Here is a 21,355-nt window from a genome sequence, read left to right on the forward strand (position 1 = left end):
TCGGCGCCGGCCGGATCACCGGTGTCGCCGGCGTCGTGCCGCAGCGGGGTGAGCTGCTCGATGTCGTACCGCCGGCGCAGCGCGGCGATGGCCGCCTCGTCGGGCGGACCGCCCGTGTCCAGGAGCGCGATCAGCTCCTCGAAGTACCGCTCGTGGTCCGGCGGGGGAGAGGCCTGGAAGAACATCTTGGCCGGCCGGTCCGTCCGGTTGGCGAAGGCGTGCGGACACCCCGGCGGCACCACGATCACCGTCCCGGGGGTGGCCCGTACGACGCGCTGCCCGGAGAACGACTCCCAGTGGCGCCAGTCGTCCCCGCCGCGCACCCGGGGCTCGAACGCGAGCACATCCAGCTCGCCCTCCAGGATGTAGAACAACTCCTCGCTGTGCGCGTGCACATGGGCGCCCACGTCGAAGCCGGGCGGCACCACGACCTCGAAGCTCGACGCCGCCCGGGAGTGGTCGCCCGTCACCTTGAAGGTCACCTGGTGCGCCGGAGCGCGCAGCGTACGGCCCTGTCCGCTGGGCACCAGCAGCCCCTCGGGCACCCCGGCGGCGAGCAGCGAGGCCGGCACCCCCTGGTGCGCGGTCACCAGGTCACCGGCACGGACTCGGGGCCGCGGATGAGCGCGCCCAGCCGGTAGGGGACGTCCTCGGCCGGCACCGCCAGGCGCAGCCCGGGGAACCGGTCGAGGAGAGTGGAGACCAGCAGCTCCGACTCCAGCCGGGCCAGCATCGCCCCGACGCAGAAGTGCGGCCCGTAGCCGAAGGCCACATGCGGGTTGGGGCTCCGCCCGAGGTCGATCTCGTCGGGAGCCGGGAACACCTCCGGGTCCCGGTTGGCCGCCAGATAGGAGACGTACACCGCGTCACCCGCCCGGATCCGCACCCCGGCCACCGTCACGTCCTCCAGCGCGATCCGCGACAGACCGACCGCGCTGCGGTGCGGGATGAACCGCAGCAGCTCGTCCAGCGCGCGGGGCCGCAGGCCCGGTTCGGCCCGCAGCCGGGCCATCAGCTCCGGACGGGTGAGCAGGATGAAGAACATGTTGCCGCAGTTGTTGGTCACCGCCTCGCCGCCGATCTGGATCAGCAGCGCGAGGCCCACGGCCTCCGACTCCGTGAGCTCGCCCCGGCCCACCGCGCCGGCCAGCAGCCCGATGACGTCCTCGCCGCCGCTGTCCCGCCGCTCCCGGAGCACCCGGGAGAAGTAGCCGCACATCTCCTCCTGGGCCCGTTTGCTCCGCTCGGCGCCCTGCGAGGAGGAGAGGATCAGCCCGGTCCACTCGTGCACCCGGGGCCGGTCGGCCTCCGCCACCCCCATCAGCTCGCAGACCACGGCGAGCGGGAAGGGCAGCAGCAGCCGCGCCGTCAGATCCGCCGGCGGCCCGTCCCGCAGCACGCCGTCCACCAGGTCGTCCAGCATCCCGGTGGCCCGCTCCCGGAGCCGTTCCACACCCCGGGTGGTGAAGGCCGGCGCCACCGCGCGGCGCAGCCGGGTGTGGACCGGCGGATCCTCGAAACCCACCGCCCCGTCGACCGGGATGAAGTGCGGCGCCAGTCGGGTGACGTTCTTCTCCGCCACGAGTTTCCGGCTGAAGCGGGGGTCGTTGGCGACCATCCGGACATCGTCGTACCGCGTGACCAGCCACGCCCAGCCACCGCCGTTGGGCAGCTTGACGCGGGTCACCGGGCCCTCCGTCATCAGCTCCGCGAGCACCGGGTCGAAGTCCACCCCGTGCAGATCGATCGCGGGCCAGTCACGGACCGGGGGCAGCGGCGCCGTCGCCGTCTCATCCAGCACGGTGCGGTTCCTCCGCGAAGGCGAGACCGGGCACCAGATCCGCGATCCGGGTGGGCGCGGCGCCCCGGCCCGACGCTACCCGCCAGCGGCCGAGCGACATCTCCGCGGTGATCCCGGGACCGAAACCGGCGAGCAGCCCGCGCGCGGTCTGGTGCGCGCCGCCCTCGTCGAACAGCCGGCGCAGCGCGTCCAGCACCACGGCACTGGCGATGTTGCCGTACTCCGTCAGTGTGGCCCGGCTGAAGCGGAACGCCTCCGGAGCCACCCCCAGGAACTTGCTCAGGTCGTCCAGGATGCGCGGACCGCCGGCGTGGATGATGTAGAAGTCCAGGTCGGACGCGTCCCAGCCGTGCTGCCCCGCCAGTTCCTGGAGCGCCGGCGCCAGCGGCTCCATGGTGCCCGGCACCCGCTTGTCCAGCTTGAAGTGGAAGCCGGTCGAGCGGACGTCGTAGGCGATCCACTCCTCGGTGTCCGGCACCAGATAGGAGCCGTTGCGCTCCAGGTCGACGCCGGTGCCGCCGCGCCCCCGCACCACGGCGGCGGCCAGCCCGTCGCCGAACAGCCCGTTGGAGAGCAGATTGCCGACGTCCAGGTCGGTCGGCTGGTAGCACAGCGAGCAGAACTCGCAGGCCACGATCAGCGCGTTGGCCTCGGGGTACGCCGTGCAGAAGTCGTGCGCCCGGTTGATCGCCGCCCCGCCCGCCGCGCAGCCGAGCTGGGCGATGGGCATCTGCCGGGTGTCGCCCCGGAAGTCCATCCTGTTGATCATCCAGGCGGTGAGGGACGGCATCATGAAGCCCGTGCAGGACACATAGATGATGAGGTCGATGTCCTGCGGCCGGAGCTCCGCGTCGGTCAGCGCCTGCCGCACGACGGCGGGCACCCGCGCCTTGGCCTCGGCCTCGTACACCGCGTTGCGCTGCTCGAAGCCCGGGTGCTTCAGCGTCTCCTCGATGGGCCGGAGCAGATGCCGCTTCTTGACGCCCGTGTTCTCCATCAGGCGCAGGGCGAGGGCCAGCTGCGGATGATCCGCGTGGACGGAGCGCGCCAGGTCGAGCGTCTCCTCCATGGTGATCACATGCTCGGGGACGGACACCGTGGGTCTGCACAGGGTGGCCATGAAGTCGAGCCCTTTCGTCGTGTTGTGCTCGCGTCCCTCGAAGGATCCGGGAGTCGCCCGGGGCGCGCGCGCCGGGAATTTCCCGGGGCCGTTACTGCGTCCGGGTGAGGCGAACGCCCGTCCGGGCGCGGACGGCGCCCTCCCGGTCCCGCCGGAGGCCGTGCGGGGGCGGGGGGCGGTCACTCCGGCCGCGGAATCCTGTGAATCTCCGGTGAGACGCCGGCCCACCCGGGCTCGCCGTACCGCGCAACAACAACGCCGGGCCCGGACGGACGCCCCTCACCCGTTCGGAGCACCCCGCCCGGCGGAAGCGTCCCCTTGCGCCCGGCCCGACGGGGTGCTGTGGCCCCGGGCGGCCCGGATTCCCCCGGACGGCGCAACCGGGCGTGCCCCGGCCCGGCGGCCGGCCCAGGCTGGAGGAATGTCCCACCATCTGCGTATCGTCCGCGGCGAACCGGACGTGACCGAACTGGCCGCCCTCACCGCGGTGCTCACCGCCCTCGCCTGCGGCGCCGCCGCCGAGTCGCCGGTGCGCCCTGCGCCCGGCGGCCCCTGCCGGGCGCACTGGGACCGGGCCTGGCGGGCCCACCACTCCTCCGGCTCCTGGCGCGCCCGCACCGTGGCGGTGTTCCCGTTCCACCGGCGCTGAACCGGACGCCGCGGGACCGGGCGAGGAGCGTGCTCGGTGCCCGGTGGGCGGGTGCCGCGCCTTTCCTCATCCGCGTACGGGCGCCCCGCCGGGTGTGTGCGGGGCGCCGGACAGGTGTACGGGCGTACGCGATATGGCCGCCGTGCCGTCAGCGGGCGCCGGCCGGGGGCTCCCGCCGGCTCCCGTGCCCCCGGTCCGCCCCGCGCACCGCGTGGTCGGCCAGCCGGCCCACCGTCAGCCCCCGTTCCCGGCACGCGCCGACCAGACCCGGCAGCGCCCCCAGAGTGGCCCGCCAGGAGTCCGGCGCGCTCACCGTGTCGGAGTCGTGCAGCAGCACCGTCCCGCCGCCGCGCAGCCCCCGCAGCACCTCGGCCGTGACGCCGTCCGGTGTCGCCCCGGCCGCCCAGTCGCGCCCCCACGCCGACCAGAGCACCGGCCGCAGCCCACAGGTCCGGGCGGCCGTCCACCGGCCACCGGTCAGGATGCCGTACGGCGGCCGGTACCAGAGCGGCCACTCCCCGCAGACCCCGGCCACCAGCTCCGCCGTCCGGCGCGTCTCGACCGCGTCCCGCACCGGCCGGGGCCACCACGGCCGGTCGTGGTGCCAGCCGTGCACCGCCAGCTCGTGTCCCTCGGCGGCCATGAGCCGGCCCAGCGCCCGCCGCCCGGCCAGCCGGTCGCCCAGCACGAAGAACGTCGCCCGCACCTGGAGCCGGTCCAGCGCCCGCAGGATGTGCGGGGTGCTCCGGGGGTCCGGCCCGTCGTCGAAGGTGAGCGCCACCCGCCCGGGGTGCCCGCGCCCGTCGAGCCCGGGGAGGAGGAGGCCCCGGGGCCCCGGCAGCCAGCTCCCCGCCGGTACGACGTGCCCGGCCGCCACCGCACCCGCCACGGCCGCCGCCATCACGAGCCCCCGGCGCACACCGTCCCCGTTCACCGGGTCTCCCGGCCCGCCCGGCGGCCGCGCGGCTCATCAGGTCCCCGGCCCGCGCGGCAACCGCGCCGCTCCCCATGTCTTCCGGTCCGCCCGACGCCCGCGCCGCTCACCTGCCTCCCGGCCCTTCCGACACCCGTGCCGCTCACCATGTCTCCTGGTCCTCCCCGCCGGTCACCAGCGGCGATCTGGCCAGCTGGACGCAGCCGGCCAGCAACACCGCCAGCGCCAGCGCCTCGAACCCGATCCGCCAGCCCAACTGCACCCGTTCCTCGAAGAGCGCCACCCCCAGCACCACGCTCAGCAGCGCGTCGCCCAGGGTGAGCGCCGGCTGCGAGGCGACCAGCGAGCCCGCCCGCAGGGTCACCTGGAGCAGCAGAAAGCTCCCCAGACCGACCGCCACCGCCGCGTACGGCTGCCAGCCCTGGAACACCGCGACGATCCCGTCCGGCAGCCTGCCCAGCGCGTCCTTCAGCAGGGCCGCCGTCACCGCGAAGCCGGTCGCGGTCGCCGTCCCCAGCACGGCGGCACGCGGCGCCGACGGCAGCTGGAAGGCCACCACGACCGCCACCGCCATGAAGGCACCCGCCGCCACCCCGGCCCACCACCAGTCGTCGTCCGGTACCGTGGCCCGTCCGCCGCCCGGGTCGGCCAGTGCCAGGAACACGGCCAGTCCCACCGCCATCGCCGCGAACGCCCACTTGGTCCGGGCGTCCGGGCGGCGCCGGAACACCAGCCCGCCGACCATCAGGGTGAACATCAGCTCCGTGCTCATCACCGGCTGCACGATGGCCAGCGGCCCGGTCGCCAGGGCGAGCGCCTGGAGGACGCCGGAGACGGCGAGCAGCGCCGCGCCCCAGAGCCATACGCTCCGGTGCACCAGACCGGCCAGCCAGGACCCGCGGTGCCGTCCCTCGCGCTCGGTCGCCGCGCCCCGGCGCTGGAGCACCGAGGCCCCGGCGTTGCCGAGCGCGGCCAGCAGGGCCAGACAGATGGAGAGGGCCGTCACCGCGCTCCCGCCTCCCGTCGACGGCCGGCCGCCGGCACCGGCCGCTCAGCCGAACCGCTTCGCCAGCGCACGGAACACCCCCGGTACCGCCCCGTGCACCCGCGCGGGCAGATCGAGCCAGCCGGGTACGAACTGGTCCTCGCGCCCCCGCACCGCCGCCCGCCACACCGCGTCCGCGACCCGGGAGGCGGCCACCGGACGGGGGCGCTCACGGTGGTACGGGGCGCCCCGGCGGCCGAAGAACGGGGTGTCCACCGCGCCGGGTTGCACCGTCGCCACCCGGACGGCGGTACCGGCGAGCTCATACCGCAGACTGTCCGCGAAGGCCAGCAGTCCGCCCTTGGTCGCCGCGTACACCGCCTCACCGCGCACCCCCACACTCCCGGCCACCGAGCCGATCAGCACCACCCGGCCGGTCCCGCGCCGCACCATGCCGGGCAGCACCAGCCGCACCAGCTGCACCACGCCGACGAGGTTCACCGCCAGCAGCCGGTCGACCGCCTCGGCGGGCATCCCGGTGAACGGCCCGGCCCAGCCCAGCCCCGCCGAGGCGACCAGCACATCCACCCGCCCGGCCTCCGCCAGCGCCCGCTCGGCCAGCCGCTCGACACCCGCCCGGGTGGCCAGGTCACCGGCGAGCGGGATGCCCCCGGTCCGGCCGGCGACCGACGCCAGCCGCCCCTCGTCGCGGCCGCCCAGCAGCAGCCGGCAGCGCCCGTCGGCGGCGAACCGCTCGGCCACGGCCGCGCCGATCCCGGAGGACGCCCCGGTGATCAGGGCGACCGGGTTTCCCGGCCGGTCGCCCTCGTCACCGCTCGTCCCGTCGGCGGCGGGCACGCGACGGGGCACGACGGTCGCGCGACGGGGCACAGGCGGCATGGCAGATCCCTCCGGACATCGGTAACCGTGCCCTTCCAGCGTCCCGGTTTCCCGCCGGATCGCCTCCCGGCACCGGCCCCGGGCCCCGCCGAACCACCCGAACAGGCTCCGCCCGCCGCCCCGCGCCCGGCGCCCACCCGCGTCACCATGGAACCCACCGCACCACCGGCCACCGACGACCGGCCACCGAGTGACCGGCGAATGACGACCGACGGCCGGCCACCGGCGCGACCGACGACCGGCCACCGAGTGACCGACGACTGACCACCCGCGCCCGCCCACCGGCGGCGAGGCCGAAGGCGAGGCGGCCCCATGAACCCGCGACTGACCCGGCGACTGACCCGGCGACGCGTGTGACCCGGCGCTGTGTGGTGCTCAGCGCGAGCATGGGCGCCGGCCACGACGCCGTGGCCGGCGAGCTGGCCCGCCGGCTCCGGGCCACCGGGCACCAGGTGCTGGTCCGGGACGTGCTCACCCTGCTGCCCCCCGGCGCCGGACCCGCGGTGCGTTCCTTCTACCGCTTCTCGGTCAGGCACGCGCCGGCCGTGTACGAGGCGATCTACGCCCTCTTCCTGGAGCCCGCCGGGGGACGGGCCCGCGCCGGCCGTTCCGGTACGGCCCCGCACCGGCCGGACGTCTCGCCCCTCGCCGCGCTCGCGGAGCGGCGGCTGGCCGCGCTGGTGGCGGGCTGGCGGCCGGACGTCGTCGTCTCCACCTTCCATCTGGCCGGCCAGATCACCGGCCGGCTGCGGGCCGCCGGCCGGCTGAGGGTGCCCAGCGCGGTGTTCGTCACCGACTTCGCCGTCCACCGGGCCTGGCTCGACCCGGGGAACGACCTCTATCTGTGTGTCACGGAGACCGCGGCCGAGGCCGTTCGCGCCGCCACCGGCCGTCCCGCCGCCGCGCCGGGCCCGGTGGTCCCGCCGGAGTTCCACCCGCCGCTCGGCGCGGCCCGGCCCTCCTGGACGACGGGGCCGCCGGCCGTCCTGCTCTCCGCCGGTGCCTGGGGCGTGGGGCCCGGTCTGCCGGACACGGCCGGGCGGCTCGCGGCCCACGGCTGCCGGCCCGTGGTGCTGTGCGGCCACGACCGGCGGCTCCGCGCCAGGGCCGCCCGGCTGCCCGGCGTGGTCGCGCTCGGCTGGGTCCGTGACATGCCGGGCCTGCTGGCCTCGGTGCGGCTGCTGGTCGACAACGCGGCCGGCCAGACGGCCGTGCAGGCGCTGGCCGCCCGACTGCCGGTGATCGGCCACCGGCCGCTCGTCGGCCACGGGGCCGCCGGGGTGCGGGCGATGGCCGAGGCGGGGCTGTGTGTGTTCGCGCCGCGCCCCGCCGATCTGCTGGCGGCCGTCGACCGGCTGGCGCCGCCGGGCACGGCCCGCACGGCGGCGGTCAGTGCCGGGGCCGGGGTCTTCCGCGCCGACGCGGCCCGGCTGGTCGTGGAACTCGCCGGGGAATGACGCCGGCGCCGGCTTCCGCCCTCCTCGTTCCGCGGGCCGGCTCCCGGCCTCTCCGCGCCGCCGCCCGCCGGTCCCGGGCGCCCCGGATCAGGACAGCGCGCCGTCGTAGTCCGGCAGTTTGAAGGTCCGTTCGGCGTGCCCGCCGACCAGATCGGTGGGCCGGTTGCCGATGTTGGCGATGACCGTGTACCCCTTCGCCTCGATGTCGGCCCGGCTGGCCGTCTTGTACGCGCTCACCTCCTCGAACAGGTCGGGCAGGTCGCGCACGTAGACCCCGGCCACCGGGAAACCGACCGCCCGGAGGTTGAGGACGGTCGGCGCGTGCAGGATGCCCGGCCGGGCGGTGACGAAGAAGACGTCCGTACCACGGGACTTGGCGTACCGGGCCAGCTCCAGCACCGGCCGCACCGCCGGGGTCGGGAACTCCCAGAAGTGGTGGAAGTCCGTCTCCAGCGAGGTGTTGTCGATGTCCAGGACGATCGCTCGCCGTTCTCCGGGGCGCGCCGAGGTGCGCTCTTCGAGGTAGGAACGGGCGGCGGCGACGGCCACCGCCACGTCCCGCTGCCAGACCCCGTAGTCGACACCGTCGGTAGCGGCCGGTACGGCCCCGGCCGGGTGGGCGCTCACGGACCCCGGGACCGCCGGGGAGGTGGCCGGCGCGGCCGTGGCGGGGGTCGCGGAGATCAGGGTCACGGCGGCCGTGGCGGTGGCAAGAGCGGCGCCGAATCTGGTCGTCCTGGTGTGTGCATGCATGGGGTGCACTCCTCAAGGGGGAAGCGTCGAACCGGAATTGGCATGCTCGCGCCCCATGATGGACGGCAGAAGACGTTTTCTCTACTCTCCGGTAGCGACTTCTCCACCGACCGGCGGTGGTCCGTGACCGTGGGTGGCCCGCGACCTGCGGTGGCCTGCGACCCGGGCGGGGCTCTGCACGGCGGTGGTCGGTGAACGGGGCGGGGCTCTGGACGGCGGTGGCCCGACCGGCGGTGGTTCTGGGCCGGTGGTGGTCCGTGACCGGGGGCGGCCCCCTCGTCCTTCCGGCGGCGACCGGCGACCGGCGACCGCTTACCACCGGCCCGCGACCGGCGTACGGGCCGGGCGCGTCCCACACCTCTGCCCTCCGGCTCCGCTTCCCGCCCCCGCCCCGTCATCGTCCCGGCCGGCTGCGACCGGGGGCACTCTCCCGCACGCTGGAACCATGCGACTGCTGCTGACGACCGACACCCACCTTCCCCGGCGTGCCCGCCGGCTTCCCCCCGAACTACTGCGGGAGATCGGCGAGGCCGACGCGGTGTTCCATGCCGGGGACTGGACCGACACCGCGACGCTCGACCTGCTGGAGGCACGCGCCCGCCGGCTGATCGCCGTGTACGGCAACAACGACGGTCCCGAACTGCGCTCCCGGCTGCCCGAGTTCGCCCGCGCCGAGGTCGGCGGAGTGCGCTTCGGGGTCGTCCACGAGACCGGCCCCGCGCGGGGGCGGGAGCACCGGTGCGCGGAACGGTACCCGGATCTCGACGTACTGGTTTTCGGGCACAGCCACATCCCCTGGGACACGACGGCCCCCGGTGGCCTGCGGCTGCTCAACCCCGGCTCGCCCACCGACCGCAGGCGCCAGCCGTTCGCCACCTACATGACCGCCACGGCCGGCGGCGGCCGGCTCACGGAGGTGGAACTGCGCCGCCTCCCGCCGCCCGGCCGCGCCGCTGAGTGATCAGGCGGGCGATTCGGCCCAGACGCCCGGTCCGCCGCCCCGCCAGTCGATGAGCCGGGTGGTGGCCACCTCGTCCGGGCTGAGTTCCAGTCCCACACCGCTCAGCAGGTCCACGACGTCGGCGACGCTGTGCGCCGTACCGAGAGAGTCCTCTCCGGCCTGCACACTGCGGCCACCGATCTCGGACGGCGGATGGACGATCACGGGGGTGTCGGAGGTCATGACCCCACCGTGCGCCCGCGCGGGTTCCGGGGCATCCCGGGGCCGCGCTTCGGGTGACACCGGCCCGGCCCGGCGGCGGCCCGCCCCGGTGACACGCTCGGTCCGCCCTACGGCCGCGCCGGTGTCGCCCGGCCCCCGGTCGGTGGGGCCGGGCGACACCGGCGCGTGCCCCGGGCGCGTCCGCTCAGACGGTGTCGGCCGCCTCGTAGAGCCCCCGTCCGGCACGGCCCGCCCGGGAAGAGGCCACCAGCCGGTCCAGCGTGCTGCGCACGGCGTTGATGGAACCGGCGGAGGAGTCGCGCCCCACCGCTTCGGCGACATCACGGGCGCGGACCGGGCCGCCGGCGGAGGAGAGGACCTGCAGCACCTGCTCGGTCAGGCCGTTGGTCTCGCCGCCGTTGTCGGTCTGCGCCACCGGGGCGGTGGCCGGCTTCTCGGCCGCCGCCTTCGCCGCCGGTGTCCCGCCCGCGCGCTGCGGGGCCTTCTCCTGGGACTTGGCCCGCTTGGCCGGGGACGTCGGGGCCGCCTTCTTCGGCTCCGCGGCCTTCTTCGGCTCCGCCGCCTTGGCCGCGGTGCTCTTCGGCGCCGCGTTCTTGGTGGTGGTCGTGGCCTTGGTGGCGGTGCTCCTGGCGGTGGTGTTCTTCGCCGCCGTCTTCTTCCCCGCCGTGCTCCGGGAACGGGCGTCCCCGCCCGTGGAGTTCTTGCCCGCGGTGGCCTTCCCGGTGCCGCCGCCGGCCTTGGCGGTGGCGCGGGAGACCCGGCGCGGCGTGGTCACCGGCGGCTCGTCCTGCGCCGCCTCGGCGGGCAACGCCTTCGGGCCGGTGGCGAGTTCCGCCTCGGTGTCGGCCGGTGCCGGTGCCCCGGCGGCCGCCCCGCCGCCGACCGGAGTCCGCACCGGGTCGGAGGCCGACAGTGCCTGCAGCGCGCTGAGGGCGCCCCGGACGGACTCCAGGCGGTCGGTGACGGTCGCCAACTCCTTCTCCAGGGTCTGCTGGTGCTCCTCCAGCTGGGGAAGCTCCTCCTGGAGGAGGTGGGTTGTGGCGGTGATGCTGCCGGGTGCGTTGTTGTCGGTGGATGTCATGCCGGACCTTTCTTCGCTGTTTCGGTGAGGCGCTTTCGGACCGCCGAACGGCCGTGCCGCGCACGGTCCGCGTGTCCGCCGCTCACCGGCCGGAGTGGGTGTATGAATACCACTGTCCCGTCGTGGTGTCGGCACACCCCACCAGATCCCATCACAGCTGATACCGCATCGAGAAAAAGCCCAACGGACATACCACGCCACACCCTTGCGAACCGGGCGGCATCACGGGGAACCCGGGGGCGGACACACGACGAGGCGGGTGGTCGCCGCAGGGCGTACCACCCGCCTCGTCGTCCCGTCCGGCCCGCCTCCCGGGCGAACGGTACGGGTCACCTCAGGGGGACCGGTATCCGTGACACCGCCCGCCCGGTCTCACCGCACGCGGCGGTGACCCCGGGCGGCACATTGGCGCGCAATACGGCGTAGGTGTCGGCCAGCGCCGCGGTGCGCACCGGCCGGTCCCCGAGCGCGTGCGTCAGATCGCCGGGGCACTGCACCTCCCAGCGCGGAAAGCGCCGGCGGGTACCGGCCATCCGCGCCTCGGGTGCGAAGTAGACCATGGTGGTGTTCTCGTGCGGGTTGTGCGCGCATCCCTCGTAGACCAGCCGCCCCACCGTTTCCAGCCGGTCGGTGAGCAGCCGCAGCGTCTCCTCGCGGGCCCGGGCCATGAACAGCCCCACATGGTTCTCCAGATTGTGGGCGCGTTCCGCCTTCCCGATGTCCTCGCGGTAGTGCGGGTCGTCCTTGGGGAAGAGGAACACCTCCACCTCGGGCCCGGCCACCGGCCGGAGCCGGGTCACCAGCACCCGGGCGTCTTCCGGGAGCCGGTGGCGTTCCGTCAGCCGCTGTTTCACCAGGACGCTGGGAATGGGGTCCGTGGCATTCCAGCCGCAGGCGCGGAAGAGTTCGGCTGCCGCCTCTTCGGAGGGCGGGAAAAGCAGTGTGGCGCAGTGCGACACGACGCACTCCGCCTTGATCCGCCGTTTCAGCTCCCGCGGAATCCAGGGCGGAAGCAGGGTTTCCAGGGAAGTCTCGGACGCGTGATGGGCGTAGTTCACGGCATGCCGCAGGCGCTGCAGGTCGCACGCGTCAAAATCCACGTGTTTCATGACTGGGCCTTCCTGTCGCCGTCACCCAATTAAGCGCACGCCCCCCGTCCGGCGGCATCCGCCTGTGCGCCGTCCGGGTGAACTCGGCCAGGTTGACTTGGGGTTACTACAGGCAGTCACAAGACCGGTTGTGGGGTTTGCCCGCGTGGCCCATTTTTGATCGACGGGGACTTTTTCCAAGGAGGGTGAGAACGTGGCCCGTGGAAAGGACCGGAACTCCCTCCGGATTGTTGTCGCGGGCGCCGGAATCGGTGGTCTGGCCGCCGCGCTCAGCCTCTACGCCGCCGGGTTGCGCGACATCCGGATCGTCGAGGCCTGCCCCCGGTTGCGCCCGGTCGGGGCGGGCCTCAACCTTCAGCCCGCGGCCGTGCGCGAACTCACCGAACTCGGTGTGGCGGAACGGCTCGCCGGCCGGGCGGTCGCCACCGGACGGCTGGAGTACCACCACCGCTACGGCGGGGTGATCTGGTCGGAGCCCCGTGGCCTGGCGGCCGGCTACCGCTGGCCGCAGTACTCGGTGCACCGCGGCCGGCTCCAGACCGTGCTGCTGGACGAGGTGCGCCGGCGACTGGGGGCGGAGGCGCTGACCACCGGCTGGCGGACGATCGGGTACCAGCAGCGGGACGGCGCCGGCGACCGGACCGTCCTGGTGTACGGGGAAGGCGGGGCCGCACCGCTCGAGTGCGACCTCCTGGTGGGTGCCGACGGCGTCAACTCGGCCGTACGCGGACGGATGTACCCGGGGGAGGGGCCACCGCTCGCCAACGGCATCCGCATGTGGCGCGGGATCGGGCACGGCCCGCCCTTCCTGGACGGCCGCACCATGCTGATCCTCGGCTGCAACTCCCGGGTGAAGGCGGTGGTCTATCCGCTCACCCCCGCCGACCGCACCGGGCGCTGCCTGCTCAACTGGGTGGTCGAGGCCCGCGACGGCGCCGCCGCGGGCCCGCCCGCCCACTGGGACGCGGCCGTCCCGGCGGCCGGCGCGCTGCGCCATCTGACCGGCTGGCGCAATCCCCATCTCGACCTGCACGCGCTGATCTCCTCGACCGCCCGGGTGCTCCGCTACCCGATGATCGACCGCGACCCCGTGCCCACCTGGGTGGACGGCCGGGTGGTGCTGCTGGGCGACGCGGCCCACCCGATGTATCCCACCGGCTCCAACGGCGCCTCCCAGGCGATCGTCGACGCCCGGTTCCTCGCCCACCACCTCGCCCGCCGCCCCGTCGACCAGGCTCTCGCGCACTACGACCGCGTGCGCCGTCCCGAGACGAGCCGGCTGCTGGCCGCCCACCGCCGCATGGACCCGGACGCGCTGCTCCACGAGGTGGAGAACCTCGCCCCGTACGGCTTCACCGACATCGGCGAGGTGCTGGCCCCCGACAAGCTGGCCGGCATCAGCACCTGCACCCGCCGGGTCACCGGTGTGGACGCCGCCGGCCTCAACGCACGCCCCTCCTGGGACGTCCCGGAACGAACGGCACCCGTATGCGCCTGGCCCACGCCCTCGGTCTGACCACCACCGCCCTGCTCGCCGCCCTGCTGCCGGCGGCCGCCACCACCGCCTCCGACCGGCCCGGCCAGGCGGCGGTCTGCCGGCCGGCCGGCGCCGGTGACCGCGCGTACGGCGACACCACCTGCGTCCGGTACGGCACCGCCGCCCCGCTCGGCCGGGGCCGGGTCCGCGTCTACACCGAACACACCGGCACCACCCCCCGGACGCTCGGCATCGCCCTCACCGCCCGGGCCCTGACCGGGCTGCCCACCGTCCCCACGGACGGCGCCCACTGTCACGACGCCGATCGCGACGGCCGCACCGACGCCTTCCACGAGTGCGTCGGCGGACACGGCCGCGAACTGGCGCTGCCACGGGCCGGAGGCGCCGGCGCCGTCGCCCCCTTCCAGTGGGCGCTGGTCAACTGGAACCCGCACGGCCACAGCCCGCACGGACGGTACGACGTCCCGCACTTCGACGCGCACTTCTACCTGGTGCCCAGGTCCGTGCGCGAGGGCATCCGGCTCGGCTCCTGCGCCCTGCTGGTCGACTGCCGCCAACTCCCCGTCGCGTCACGGCCGGTGCCCGCCGCCCAGCTTCCGGCCGGCTACCCGGCGAGCACCCCCGAGACGGCGGAGGGCGCCATGGGCGAGCACCTGGACAGCCGGCCGCCGACGAGCGGGCCGCTGACCGGTCACACCCTGATCTACGGCGCCTACGACGGCGAGATCATCTTTGTGGAGCCCATGCTCACCAAGGACTCACTGGAGCGGCTGCGGACCGCGTCCCGCCACGAGGAGTGCGCCCCGGTGCCACAGCCGCGCGCCTGGCGCCTGGCCGGCTGGTACCCGACCCGCTACTGTCTCGCGTACCGGCCGCACCACGGCGACTTCACGGTCGGCCTCACCGGCTTCGTCCACCGCACTCCTGCCACCTCGCCCGCCACCCGCGCCGGAGCGGCGGCCGGCGCCCGCACCGCGCGGCCCGGCGCCGGCCTCACCCGGCCCGCCGGGGTGTCCGGCCGGTGACGCGGAGACCCGGGCGGCCCACCGGCCGGCACCGGGCGGAACGACCACCGGCTGAAGACGCCCCGGACGTACCCGGCCCGGGCGGAAGGGCCACCGGCCCCCCGGTGTCCACGGCCCTCCGACACCGGGACGACCGACGCGCCCGTCACCGGCCGGGGCGGGCGCCGGCCCACGGTGTCACCGGGCGAGCGACGCCGCGTCCCCCATCACGATCACCGGTTCTTTGCCGGGGTCGAGCCGGCGCAGCAGCTTCTCCATCTCCTCCACCGCGAGCGAGACGCACGCCCGGGTCGGGCCGCCGTGGTCCACATGCACCCAGATGCCGCCGCCCGCCGCCTCACCCAGCGGCCGCGACTTGTTGAGCGGCGAGGTGCCCGGCACCCGGTTGTAGTCGATGGCGATCACATAGTCGAAGGACCCCTCCAGCGACTCCCCGAGAAAGCCGGTGCCCGAGTCCGCGAACTCCGGGTCCTCGTCGTAGGGAAGAGCCGTCCCCGGGTCGGGCAGCCGGCCCCCCGCGTCCCGCAGCCGGAACACCCCCACCGGGCTGCGCAGGTCGTCGGCGCGGTGGTCGGGCGTCCAGCCGCGCAGCGCGTTGTGCGCCGGCCACGGCCCCGCCACCGCCCGCCAGGCTCGGCCGGCGCCGCGCTCGTACAGCACCGCGGAGGAGTCCGGGGAGTTCACCCCCTCACCGGTCACCACCAGGGCCTGCGAGGTGCCCAGGGGCACCCGCTTCAGGGTGGCGGGCCCCAGGGCTCCCAGCGGGGCGGGCCGGGGCGCCCCCGCCGCCGGGGCGCTCGCGGCGCCGGGCCCGCTGTGACCGCTCGCCGCCGGCCGGGTGGGAGCCGGTTTCCGCGCCCCGGCCGGCTCGGGCGCCGGGCGCTCGCCTCCGCACCCGGTCAGCAACACCCCCGTACAGCACACGGCGACGGCCGCCCGGGCAACACCACGTCTGGCTGACACGTTCGGAGCCTCCTGGGATCTCGGCCGCCCCTGTGACGGCCGGTGTCATCGGCACCCTGTGTGTCTTCCCCACCCGCCCGGGGTCGCCGGGGAAAGCACTCGGATAGCCGGGTGGCTCCCCGGTCGCCCGCCGGCCGGGCCCGTCCTCCTCCCGGCTCCCGTCACACCGCCCCGGCAGCCGCCAGCTCCCCGGCGTACGGCGGCTGGGCGCCCGCCCGGGTGCAGGTGAGGGCGGCCGCCCGGGCCGCGAAGCCGAGCACGTCGTGCCACTGGTCCGGGCCGAGCGTTGCCCCGGGGACGAGCGCCCCGTGGTGGTCGATCCGGTGCAGGAGCGCCGCGTTCACCGTGTCGCCGGCCCCGATGGTGTCGGCCACCGCCACCCGCTCGCCCGGCACGTCCGTCCGGCCGCCCGCACGGGTCAGCGCGGTCAGCCCGTCGGCGCCCCGGGTGAGGACGACGGTGCCGGGGCCGGCCGCGAGCCACTCCCGGGCGGCGGCCACCGGATCGGCCGTCCCGGCCAGCCAGGCGGCGTCCTCCTCGGAGAGCTTCAGCAGCGAGACGTACGGCAGCCAGGAGCGGAAGCGCGCCCGGTAGGCGTCCGGATCCGCGATCAGGTCCGGCCGGATGTTGGGGTCCAGGGCGATGTACCGGCCGCGCGCCGACTCGCGCCGCATCAGCTCCTCGTACGCCGACGCCCCCGGCTCCAGGACCAGCGAGCACGTACCGAAGTGCACCGCCCGCGCCGCCGCCGGCAGCTCCTGCGGCAGCCGGAAGAGCCGGTCCGCCGTGCCGTCCGTGTAGAAGCCGTACGACGCGGAGCCACCGGCACCGATCCGGGTGACGGCCAGCGTGGTCGGCTCCGGACCCCGCTGGACGAGCGAGGTGTCCACCCCGTCCGCCGCCAGTCCCCGCAGCAGCGCCTCGCCGAACTGGTCCGTGGAGAGCCGGGAGCAGAACGCGGTGCGCGACCCCAGCCGGCCGAGGGCGACGGCGGTGTTGAACGGCCCGCCGCCCCGCTTGGGCAGCAGCGCCGGGAGATCGTCGGCGGCGGGCCCGGCGGGCACGAGGTCGATGAGGGCTTCGCCGGCGACGACGATCATGTGACAGGAGCCTTTCACGGAAGGACGCGCCCCGGTGCACGGGACGGCGCACGGGACGGTGCGGTGTGAGGAGTACGGGGGAGTGGGACGGGGCGCTCAGTCCGAACGGCCGGCGGGACAGCCGCAGGAGGAGCGGTGGACGAGGGCGCACGGCAGCCGGACGGTGCGCGGGGCCCGGTCCGGTTCGGCGAGCCGGTCGAGGAGCAGCCGTACGGCGGTCTCGCCGATCTCCCGGCTCGGCTGGGCGACCGCGGTGAGCCGGGGCTCGAAGACGTCCGCCCAGGAGAAGTCGTCGAAGCAGGCCAGCGCCATCCGGTCCGGCACCGCCACGCCCGCCGCGCGCAGCGCCTGGAGGGCGCCGATGGTCATCGCGTTGTTGGCGGTGACCAGCGCGGTGGGCCGCTCGTCGAGCGTCAGCAGCCGCCGGGTGGCCTCCTGGGCGCCCGGGGCCTGGGAGTTGCCGCTGATGACCAGCTCCGGGGCGTGCGGCAGACCGGCGCGCTCCAGCCCCTGCCGGTAGCCCGCCAGCCGCTCCGTCGTGGTGCTGAGCCCGGGCAGGCCGGCGACCAGGGCGATCCGGGTGTGGCCCCGGGCGGCGAGATGGGCGACCAGCTCCGCCGTCGGGCCCTCGTTCTCCGCGCACACCTGGTCGTGGGCGCCGCCGACCAGCCGGTCGATGAAGACGGCCGGCACGTGGAAGCGCGCCAGATGGCCGAGCATCGCGGACGGCTCGGCCGACGGCGCGATGATCATGCCGTCCACGCGCCGCTCGTGCAGCAGCCGTACCGCCTTCAGCTCGTGCTCGGGGTCGTCGTGCGGATCCACCGTCAGCAGGCTGTAGCCGTGGGCCAGGGCCCCGGCCTCCACCCCCTGGAAGATCTCGGTGAAGTAGGGGTTGCTGCTGGCGGAGACCGCGAGTCCTATGGAGTGCGTCCGTGAGGTCACCAGGGAGCGGGCCAGTGTGTTGTGGGTGTAGCCCAGCTCCTCGATGGCGTCCCGCACCGCCTCCCGGGTGCTGGGGCGTACGAACCGGGTGTCGTTGAGGACATGGGAGACCGTCGCCACGGACACCCCCGCGCGCCGCGCCACATCGGTCATCGTCACCATCGGTCCCCGCACCTCTCCGCGCACCGGCCGGCCGGTGCCGGGCCGCTCGCTCACTCCGCCAGCGCCGAACCTACCGCACGCGAAATATCGCGTAAACGCTTGCGCAACCGTTTACGTCTCGCTTAGCGTCCACCGCGACCCACGAAGAAGTGAGGAGCGAGCACATGCGCGCAGTCAGCGTCACCGGCCCGGGCCGGTTCACGGTCACCGACCTGCCCGACCCCGTCCCGGAACCGGGAGAAGTGCTCGTGGACGTCATCTCGTGCGGCCTGTGCGGCACCGACATGCACATCCTCGGTGGCGAACTTCCCTCCGTCACCTACCCGTTGGTGCCCGGCCACGAGCTGACCGGCCGGGTGGTCGCCCTCGGCCCCGGTGTCACGGGACCGGCGGTCGGCACCCGGGTCGCCGTGGACCCCAACCTGCCCTGCGGCGCCTGCCACTACTGCCGGATCGGCCGGGGCAACCTCTGCGAGAACTACACCGCCGTCGGTGTCACCCGCGACGGCGGCTTCGCCGAGCTGGTCGCCGTCCCCGCCCGCTGCGCCCACCCGCTCCCGGACGGCCTGAGCGACGCCGCGGCGGGCCTGGTGGAACCGCTCTCCTGCGCGGTGCACGGACTGAACCGGCTGCCGCGCCGGCCGGGGGAGCACTATCTGATCTACGGCGCCGGCACCATGGGGCTGATGATGGCCGCCCTGGTCCGGCACGCCGGGGCCGCGTCCGTCTCGGTGACCGACCCCAACCAGGACCGGCTCGCCTTCGCCGCCACGCTCGGCATCGACGCCACCGCCCCGGACGCGGGCGCCTTCGGCCGGCCCGAGGGCTTCGAGGTCGTCATCGACGCCACCGGAGTGGTCGCCGCCATCGAGGACGGCCTCGGCCGGGTCCGCCGGGGCGGCACCTTCCTCCAGTTCGGCGTCGCGGACCCGCACGCCACCGTCGCCGTCTCCCCGTACGCCGTCTACCGCGACGAGATCGACATCATCGGCTCCATGGCGGTGCACCACAGCTTCCAGCCCGCCATCGACCTGCTCGCCTCCGGCCTGCGGCTGGACGCGCTGGTCAGCGACGTCTTCGCGATCGACGACTTCGACAAGGCGGTCACCGCCTTCCGGGCCGGCACCGGCCGCAAGATCCACATCGCTCCGGGCAAGGGGGCGGTGGCATGACCGGGACCGACTCCACGACGGCGACGCCGCCCGCGCCCCATCCGCTCGACCGGATCGGCATCCCCCGCCCGCTCTTCTGGGGCTACGCGGGACTGCTGCTCTTCATGATCGGCGACGGTGTCGAGACGAGCTATCTCTCCAAGTACTTCGCCGGTGACCTCGGCTTCTCGGAGACCGGCGCCGGCGCGATCATCACCGTCTACGGAGTGACCGCCGCCATCGCCTCGTTCCTCGGCGCCGGCCTCTTCGCGGACCGCTGGGGCCCCCGCCGGGTGATGGCGGCCGGCGCCGCCGTCTGGGCCGTCTTCCATCTGCTGCTGCTCACCGTGGCCATACCGGCCGAGAGCTACGGCCTGGTCATGGTCACCTACGGCATCCGGGGCTTCGGCTACCCGATGTTCGCCTACGGGTTCCTCTCCTGGATCATGGCCGTGGCGCCCAAGGACCACCAGAGCAAGGCCGTCGGCTGGTTCTGGTTCGCGTACAGCGCCGGCTACCCCATCCTCGGGTCGTTCCTGCTCTCCGCCACCATGCCGGTGATCGGCTTCTACGCCACCCTGTGGATCTCCCTCGCCATGATCGCGGCCGGTTCCCTGGTGGTGCTGCTGCTCCTGCGGGAACGCACCGGCTTCACCGGACTCGCCCCCGGCCGGGACGCGCGCACCGAACTGGCCGGCACCTTCCGGATCTTGTTCGAGAAGCCGAAGATCGGCATCAGCCTGATCATCCGGCTCATCAACACCACACCGTCCTTCGGCATGTGGGTCTTCATGCCGTTCTTCGTCCGGGACCTCGGCTTCCGGGACGGCGAGTGGAACGCGCTTCTGGTGATCATGATGGTGAGCAATCTGGCCGCGCTGCTCGTCTTCGGGGTGCTCGGCGACAACTGGAGCGGCCGCAAGACCTGCGCCCTCTTCGGCGGTGTGCTCGGCGCCCTGGGCTGTCTGCTCTGCTACTACCTCCCGGCGGCCGCCGGGCACAACTTCGCCGTCGCCGCCGCGGCCGTCGTGGTCTACGGGGCGGGACTGGCCGGCTATGTGCCGCTGCCGGCCATGATGGTCGCCCAGGCACCCGGGCGCGGCGGCCAGGTGATGGGCGTCTACACCCTCGGTGCCGGACTGAGCGTCGCCGTCGGCCCGCTGATCGGCACCCTCTCGTACGACTCCTTCGGGTTCGGCGGGCTGATGTGGATCTACGCGGTCCTGCTGCTGGTCAACGCGGTGCTCTGCCTCCGGGTCACCTCCCCGGGCGACGGCCTGCCGAAGGCCGCCCCCGCGCCCGTACGGGAGCCCGAACCCGGCGCCGTGAAGCCCGCCTGACCCGGCCCTGCCCGCCGTCCGGCCACCCCCGCGCCCCCGTCCCCGTCCTTGCCCCGGGCGCCGCCCCCCGGCGTGACCGCGCCACCACCCCGGAGTCCGCTCCCACCCCCGCCCCCCCACCGAAAGGCCCGCACCACCGTGTCCCGCATTCCCACCACCATGCGCGCCGCCGTCCTGCACGGCCCGGAACGGCTCGTGCTCGAGGAACGTCCCGTCCCCGCCCTCGCCTCGCACCAGGTCCTGGTGCGGATCGACGCGGTCGGCACCTGCGGGTCCGATGTGCACTACTACCGCCACGGGCGGATCGGGGAGTTCGTCGTCGACGGCCCGCTGATCCTGGGCCACGAGCCCGCCGGCACCGTGGTCGCCACCGGCTCCGGGAGCACCCGGCACACCGTGGGGCAGCGCGTCTCCGTCGAGCCCGGCACCCCCTGCGCCACCTGCCCGGAGTGCCGCCGGGGCCGCTACAACCTCTGCCCCGGCATGGTCTTCTTCGCGACGCCCCCGGTGGACGGTGTCTTCTGCGAATACGCGGCGGTGCACGAGGACTTCGCCCACCCGGTGCCCGACACCCTGAGCGACGAGGCGGCCGCCCTCCTCGAACCGCTCTCCGTCGGCGTCTGGGCCTGCCGCAAGGCCCGGGTGGCGCCGGGGGACCGGGTGCTGGTCACGGGCGCCGGGCCCATCGGACTGGTGGCCGCCCAGACCGCCCTGGCCTTCGGCGCCGCCGAGGTCCTGGTCACCGATGTCGTACCGCACCGGCTGGAGTGGGTACGCGCCTTCGGCGCCGCCGCACTGGACGTCTCGCGCTCCTCCCTGGCCGACTCCGGGTACGCGCCGGACGTCCTGCTGGAGTGCAGCGGTGCGCCGGCCGCGCTCTCCGAGGCCGTCCGCGCGGTCGTCCGGGCGGGCCGGGTGGTGCTGGTGGGCATGGGCGGCGACGAGGTGACACTGCCGCTCTCCCGGATCCAGAACCACGAGCTGGAGGTGACCGGCACCTTCCGCTACGCCCACACCTGGCCCGCCGCCATCGCGCTGGCCGCGTCCGGCCGGGTCCGGCTCGACCCGCTGGTCACCCACCGCTACGGGCTGGCCGACACCGAACTGGCGCTCACCGCGGGGCTGCGCGACGCCACGGCGGTCAAGAGCGTCGTCCTGCCGCAGCGCTGACGCCTTCCGCGTCGACGCCCCCGCCCCGG

The 21,355-nt window shown here is 74.8% G+C and carries 20 protein-coding genes and 1 pseudogene; 8 read left to right on the plus strand and 13 right to left on the minus strand.

From position 1 onward, the window contains the following. Nucleotides 1-35 precede the first annotated feature (35 nt). From NX801_RS04415 to NX801_RS04425, 3 genes and pseudogenes are all read right to left on the minus strand, one after another. A pseudogene (locus NX801_RS04415) lies at nt 36-560 on the minus strand (cupin domain-containing protein); the annotation flags it as partial. A 26-nt stretch (nt 561-586) separates the two neighbouring features. Beyond that, nucleotides 587-1,801 carry a cytochrome P450 gene (locus NX801_RS04420; RefSeq protein ID WP_258785569.1) on the minus strand — a complete coding sequence of 405 codons (1,215 nt, stop codon included), beginning with the start codon at nt 1,799-1,801 and terminating at the stop codon, nt 587-589. After that, nucleotides 1,791-2,921 (minus strand): type III polyketide synthase, encoded by a 1,131-nt coding sequence (locus NX801_RS04425; protein WP_258785570.1) that lies wholly within the window; start codon nt 2,919-2,921, stop codon nt 1,791-1,793. Before NX801_RS04425 ends, NX801_RS04420 begins: the two co-directional genes overlap by 11 nt. 421 nt (nt 2,922-3,342) lie before the next feature. On the opposite strand from NX801_RS04425, the gene NX801_RS04430 reads away from it, so the two are divergent. After that, nucleotides 3,343-3,570 carry an acyl-CoA carboxylase subunit epsilon gene (locus NX801_RS04430; RefSeq protein ID WP_258785571.1) on the plus strand — a complete coding sequence of 76 codons (228 nt, stop codon included), beginning with the start codon at nt 3,343-3,345 and terminating at the stop codon, nt 3,568-3,570. A gap of 148 nt (nt 3,571-3,718) precedes the next feature. Here NX801_RS04430 and NX801_RS04435 read toward each other — a convergent pair whose 3' ends face one another. The 3 genes from NX801_RS04435 to NX801_RS04445 all read right to left on the minus strand — a co-directional run bounded on the left by NX801_RS04435 (nt 3,719) and on the right by NX801_RS04445 (nt 6,389). Beyond that, the gene (locus NX801_RS04435) at nt 3,719-4,471 is read right to left on the minus strand and encodes a polysaccharide deacetylase family protein (protein ID WP_258785668.1); all 753 of its coding nucleotides are present in this window, start codon (nt 4,469-4,471) and stop codon (nt 3,719-3,721) included. Nucleotides 4,472-4,646: 175 nt separating this feature from the next. Then, nucleotides 4,647-5,510, minus strand: coding sequence for a DMT family transporter (locus NX801_RS04440; RefSeq protein ID WP_258785572.1), 864 nt, complete (start codon nt 5,508-5,510; stop codon nt 4,647-4,649). Nucleotides 5,511-5,555: 45 nt separating this feature from the next. Further along, complete coding sequence (locus tag NX801_RS04445) at nt 5,556-6,389, minus strand: SDR family NAD(P)-dependent oxidoreductase (RefSeq protein ID WP_428986055.1); 834 nt, start codon at nt 6,387-6,389, stop codon at nt 5,556-5,558. A gap of 353 nt (nt 6,390-6,742) precedes the next feature. On the opposite strand from NX801_RS04445, the gene NX801_RS04450 reads away from it, so the two are divergent. Then, entirely contained in the window at nt 6,743-7,846 is a 1,104-nt protein-coding gene (locus NX801_RS04450; protein WP_487403415.1) for an MGDG synthase family glycosyltransferase, read from the plus strand. A gap of 87 nt (nt 7,847-7,933) precedes the next feature. On the opposite strand, the gene NX801_RS04455 is transcribed toward NX801_RS04450, so the two are convergent. Next, nucleotides 7,934-8,599, minus strand: coding sequence for an HAD family acid phosphatase (locus tag NX801_RS04455; protein ID WP_258785574.1), 666 nt, complete (start codon nt 8,597-8,599; stop codon nt 7,934-7,936). Nucleotides 8,600-9,044: 445 nt separating this feature from the next. On the opposite strand from NX801_RS04455, the gene NX801_RS04460 reads away from it, so the two are divergent. Next, a complete protein-coding gene (locus NX801_RS04460; RefSeq protein WP_258785575.1) occupies nt 9,045-9,560 on the plus strand; it encodes a metallophosphoesterase family protein in 516 nt (171 codons plus the stop codon). Here NX801_RS04460 and NX801_RS04465 read toward each other — a convergent pair whose 3' ends face one another. The 3 genes from NX801_RS04465 to NX801_RS04475 all read right to left on the minus strand — a co-directional run bounded on the left by NX801_RS04465 (nt 9,561) and on the right by NX801_RS04475 (nt 11,972). Further along, complete coding sequence (locus tag NX801_RS04465) at nt 9,561-9,782, minus strand: hypothetical protein (RefSeq protein WP_258785576.1); 222 nt, start codon at nt 9,780-9,782, stop codon at nt 9,561-9,563. A gap of 184 nt (nt 9,783-9,966) precedes the next feature. After that, the gene (locus tag NX801_RS04470; protein WP_258785577.1) at nt 9,967-10,863 is read right to left on the minus strand and encodes a prefoldin domain-containing protein; all 897 of its coding nucleotides are present in this window, start codon (nt 10,861-10,863) and stop codon (nt 9,967-9,969) included. A gap of 329 nt (nt 10,864-11,192) precedes the next feature. Then, nucleotides 11,193-11,972, minus strand: a complete 780-nt coding sequence (locus NX801_RS04475; protein ID WP_258785578.1) for a hypothetical protein — start codon at nt 11,970-11,972, stop codon at nt 11,193-11,195. A gap of 193 nt (nt 11,973-12,165) precedes the next feature. Between NX801_RS04475 and NX801_RS04480 the strand changes: the two genes are divergently transcribed. Both NX801_RS04480 and NX801_RS04485 read left to right on the plus strand, forming a co-directional pair. After that, nucleotides 12,166-13,488: an FAD-dependent monooxygenase gene (locus tag NX801_RS04480; RefSeq protein ID WP_258785579.1), complete on the plus strand. Its 1,323-nt coding sequence runs from the start codon at nt 12,166-12,168 to the stop codon at nt 13,486-13,488. Then, nucleotides 13,461-14,495 (plus strand): hypothetical protein, encoded by a 1,035-nt coding sequence (locus NX801_RS04485; protein WP_258785580.1) that lies wholly within the window; start codon nt 13,461-13,463, stop codon nt 14,493-14,495. Before NX801_RS04480 ends, NX801_RS04485 begins: the two co-directional genes overlap by 28 nt. A 177-nt stretch (nt 14,496-14,672) precedes the next feature. On the opposite strand, the gene NX801_RS04490 is transcribed toward NX801_RS04485, so the two are convergent. From NX801_RS04490 to NX801_RS04500, 3 genes are all read right to left on the minus strand, one after another. Then, nucleotides 14,673-15,458: a hypothetical protein gene (locus tag NX801_RS04490; protein ID WP_258785581.1), complete on the minus strand. Its 786-nt coding sequence runs from the start codon at nt 15,456-15,458 to the stop codon at nt 14,673-14,675. 161 nt (nt 15,459-15,619) lie between these two features. Further along, nucleotides 15,620-16,558 (minus strand): carbohydrate kinase family protein, encoded by a 939-nt coding sequence (locus NX801_RS04495; RefSeq protein WP_258785582.1) that lies wholly within the window; start codon nt 16,556-16,558, stop codon nt 15,620-15,622. Nucleotides 16,559-16,654: 96 nt separating this feature from the next. After that, entirely contained in the window at nt 16,655-17,665 is a 1,011-nt protein-coding gene (locus NX801_RS04500) for a LacI family DNA-binding transcriptional regulator (RefSeq protein ID WP_258785583.1), read from the minus strand. Between the two features lie 164 nt (nt 17,666-17,829). Here NX801_RS04500 and NX801_RS04505 point away from each other — a divergent pair, with 164 nt between their 5' ends. The 3 genes from NX801_RS04505 to NX801_RS04515 all read left to right on the plus strand — a co-directional run bounded on the left by NX801_RS04505 (nt 17,830) and on the right by NX801_RS04515 (nt 21,326). Then, entirely contained in the window at nt 17,830-18,837 is a 1,008-nt protein-coding gene (locus NX801_RS04505; RefSeq protein ID WP_258785584.1) for a zinc-dependent alcohol dehydrogenase family protein, read from the plus strand. Next, entirely contained in the window at nt 18,834-20,156 is a 1,323-nt protein-coding gene (locus NX801_RS04510; protein WP_258785585.1) for an MFS transporter, read from the plus strand. The genes NX801_RS04505 and NX801_RS04510 overlap by 4 nt, the downstream gene beginning before the upstream one ends. Nucleotides 20,157-20,294: 138 nt before the next feature. Next, nucleotides 20,295-21,326, plus strand: coding sequence for an NAD(P)-dependent alcohol dehydrogenase (locus NX801_RS04515; protein WP_258785586.1), 1,032 nt, complete (start codon nt 20,295-20,297; stop codon nt 21,324-21,326). Nucleotides 21,327-21,355 lie beyond the last annotated feature (29 nt).

This window comes from Streptomyces pyxinae, assembly GCF_024756275.1.
Lineage (GTDB): Bacteria > Actinomycetota > Actinomycetes > Streptomycetales > Streptomycetaceae > Streptomyces > Streptomyces pyxinae.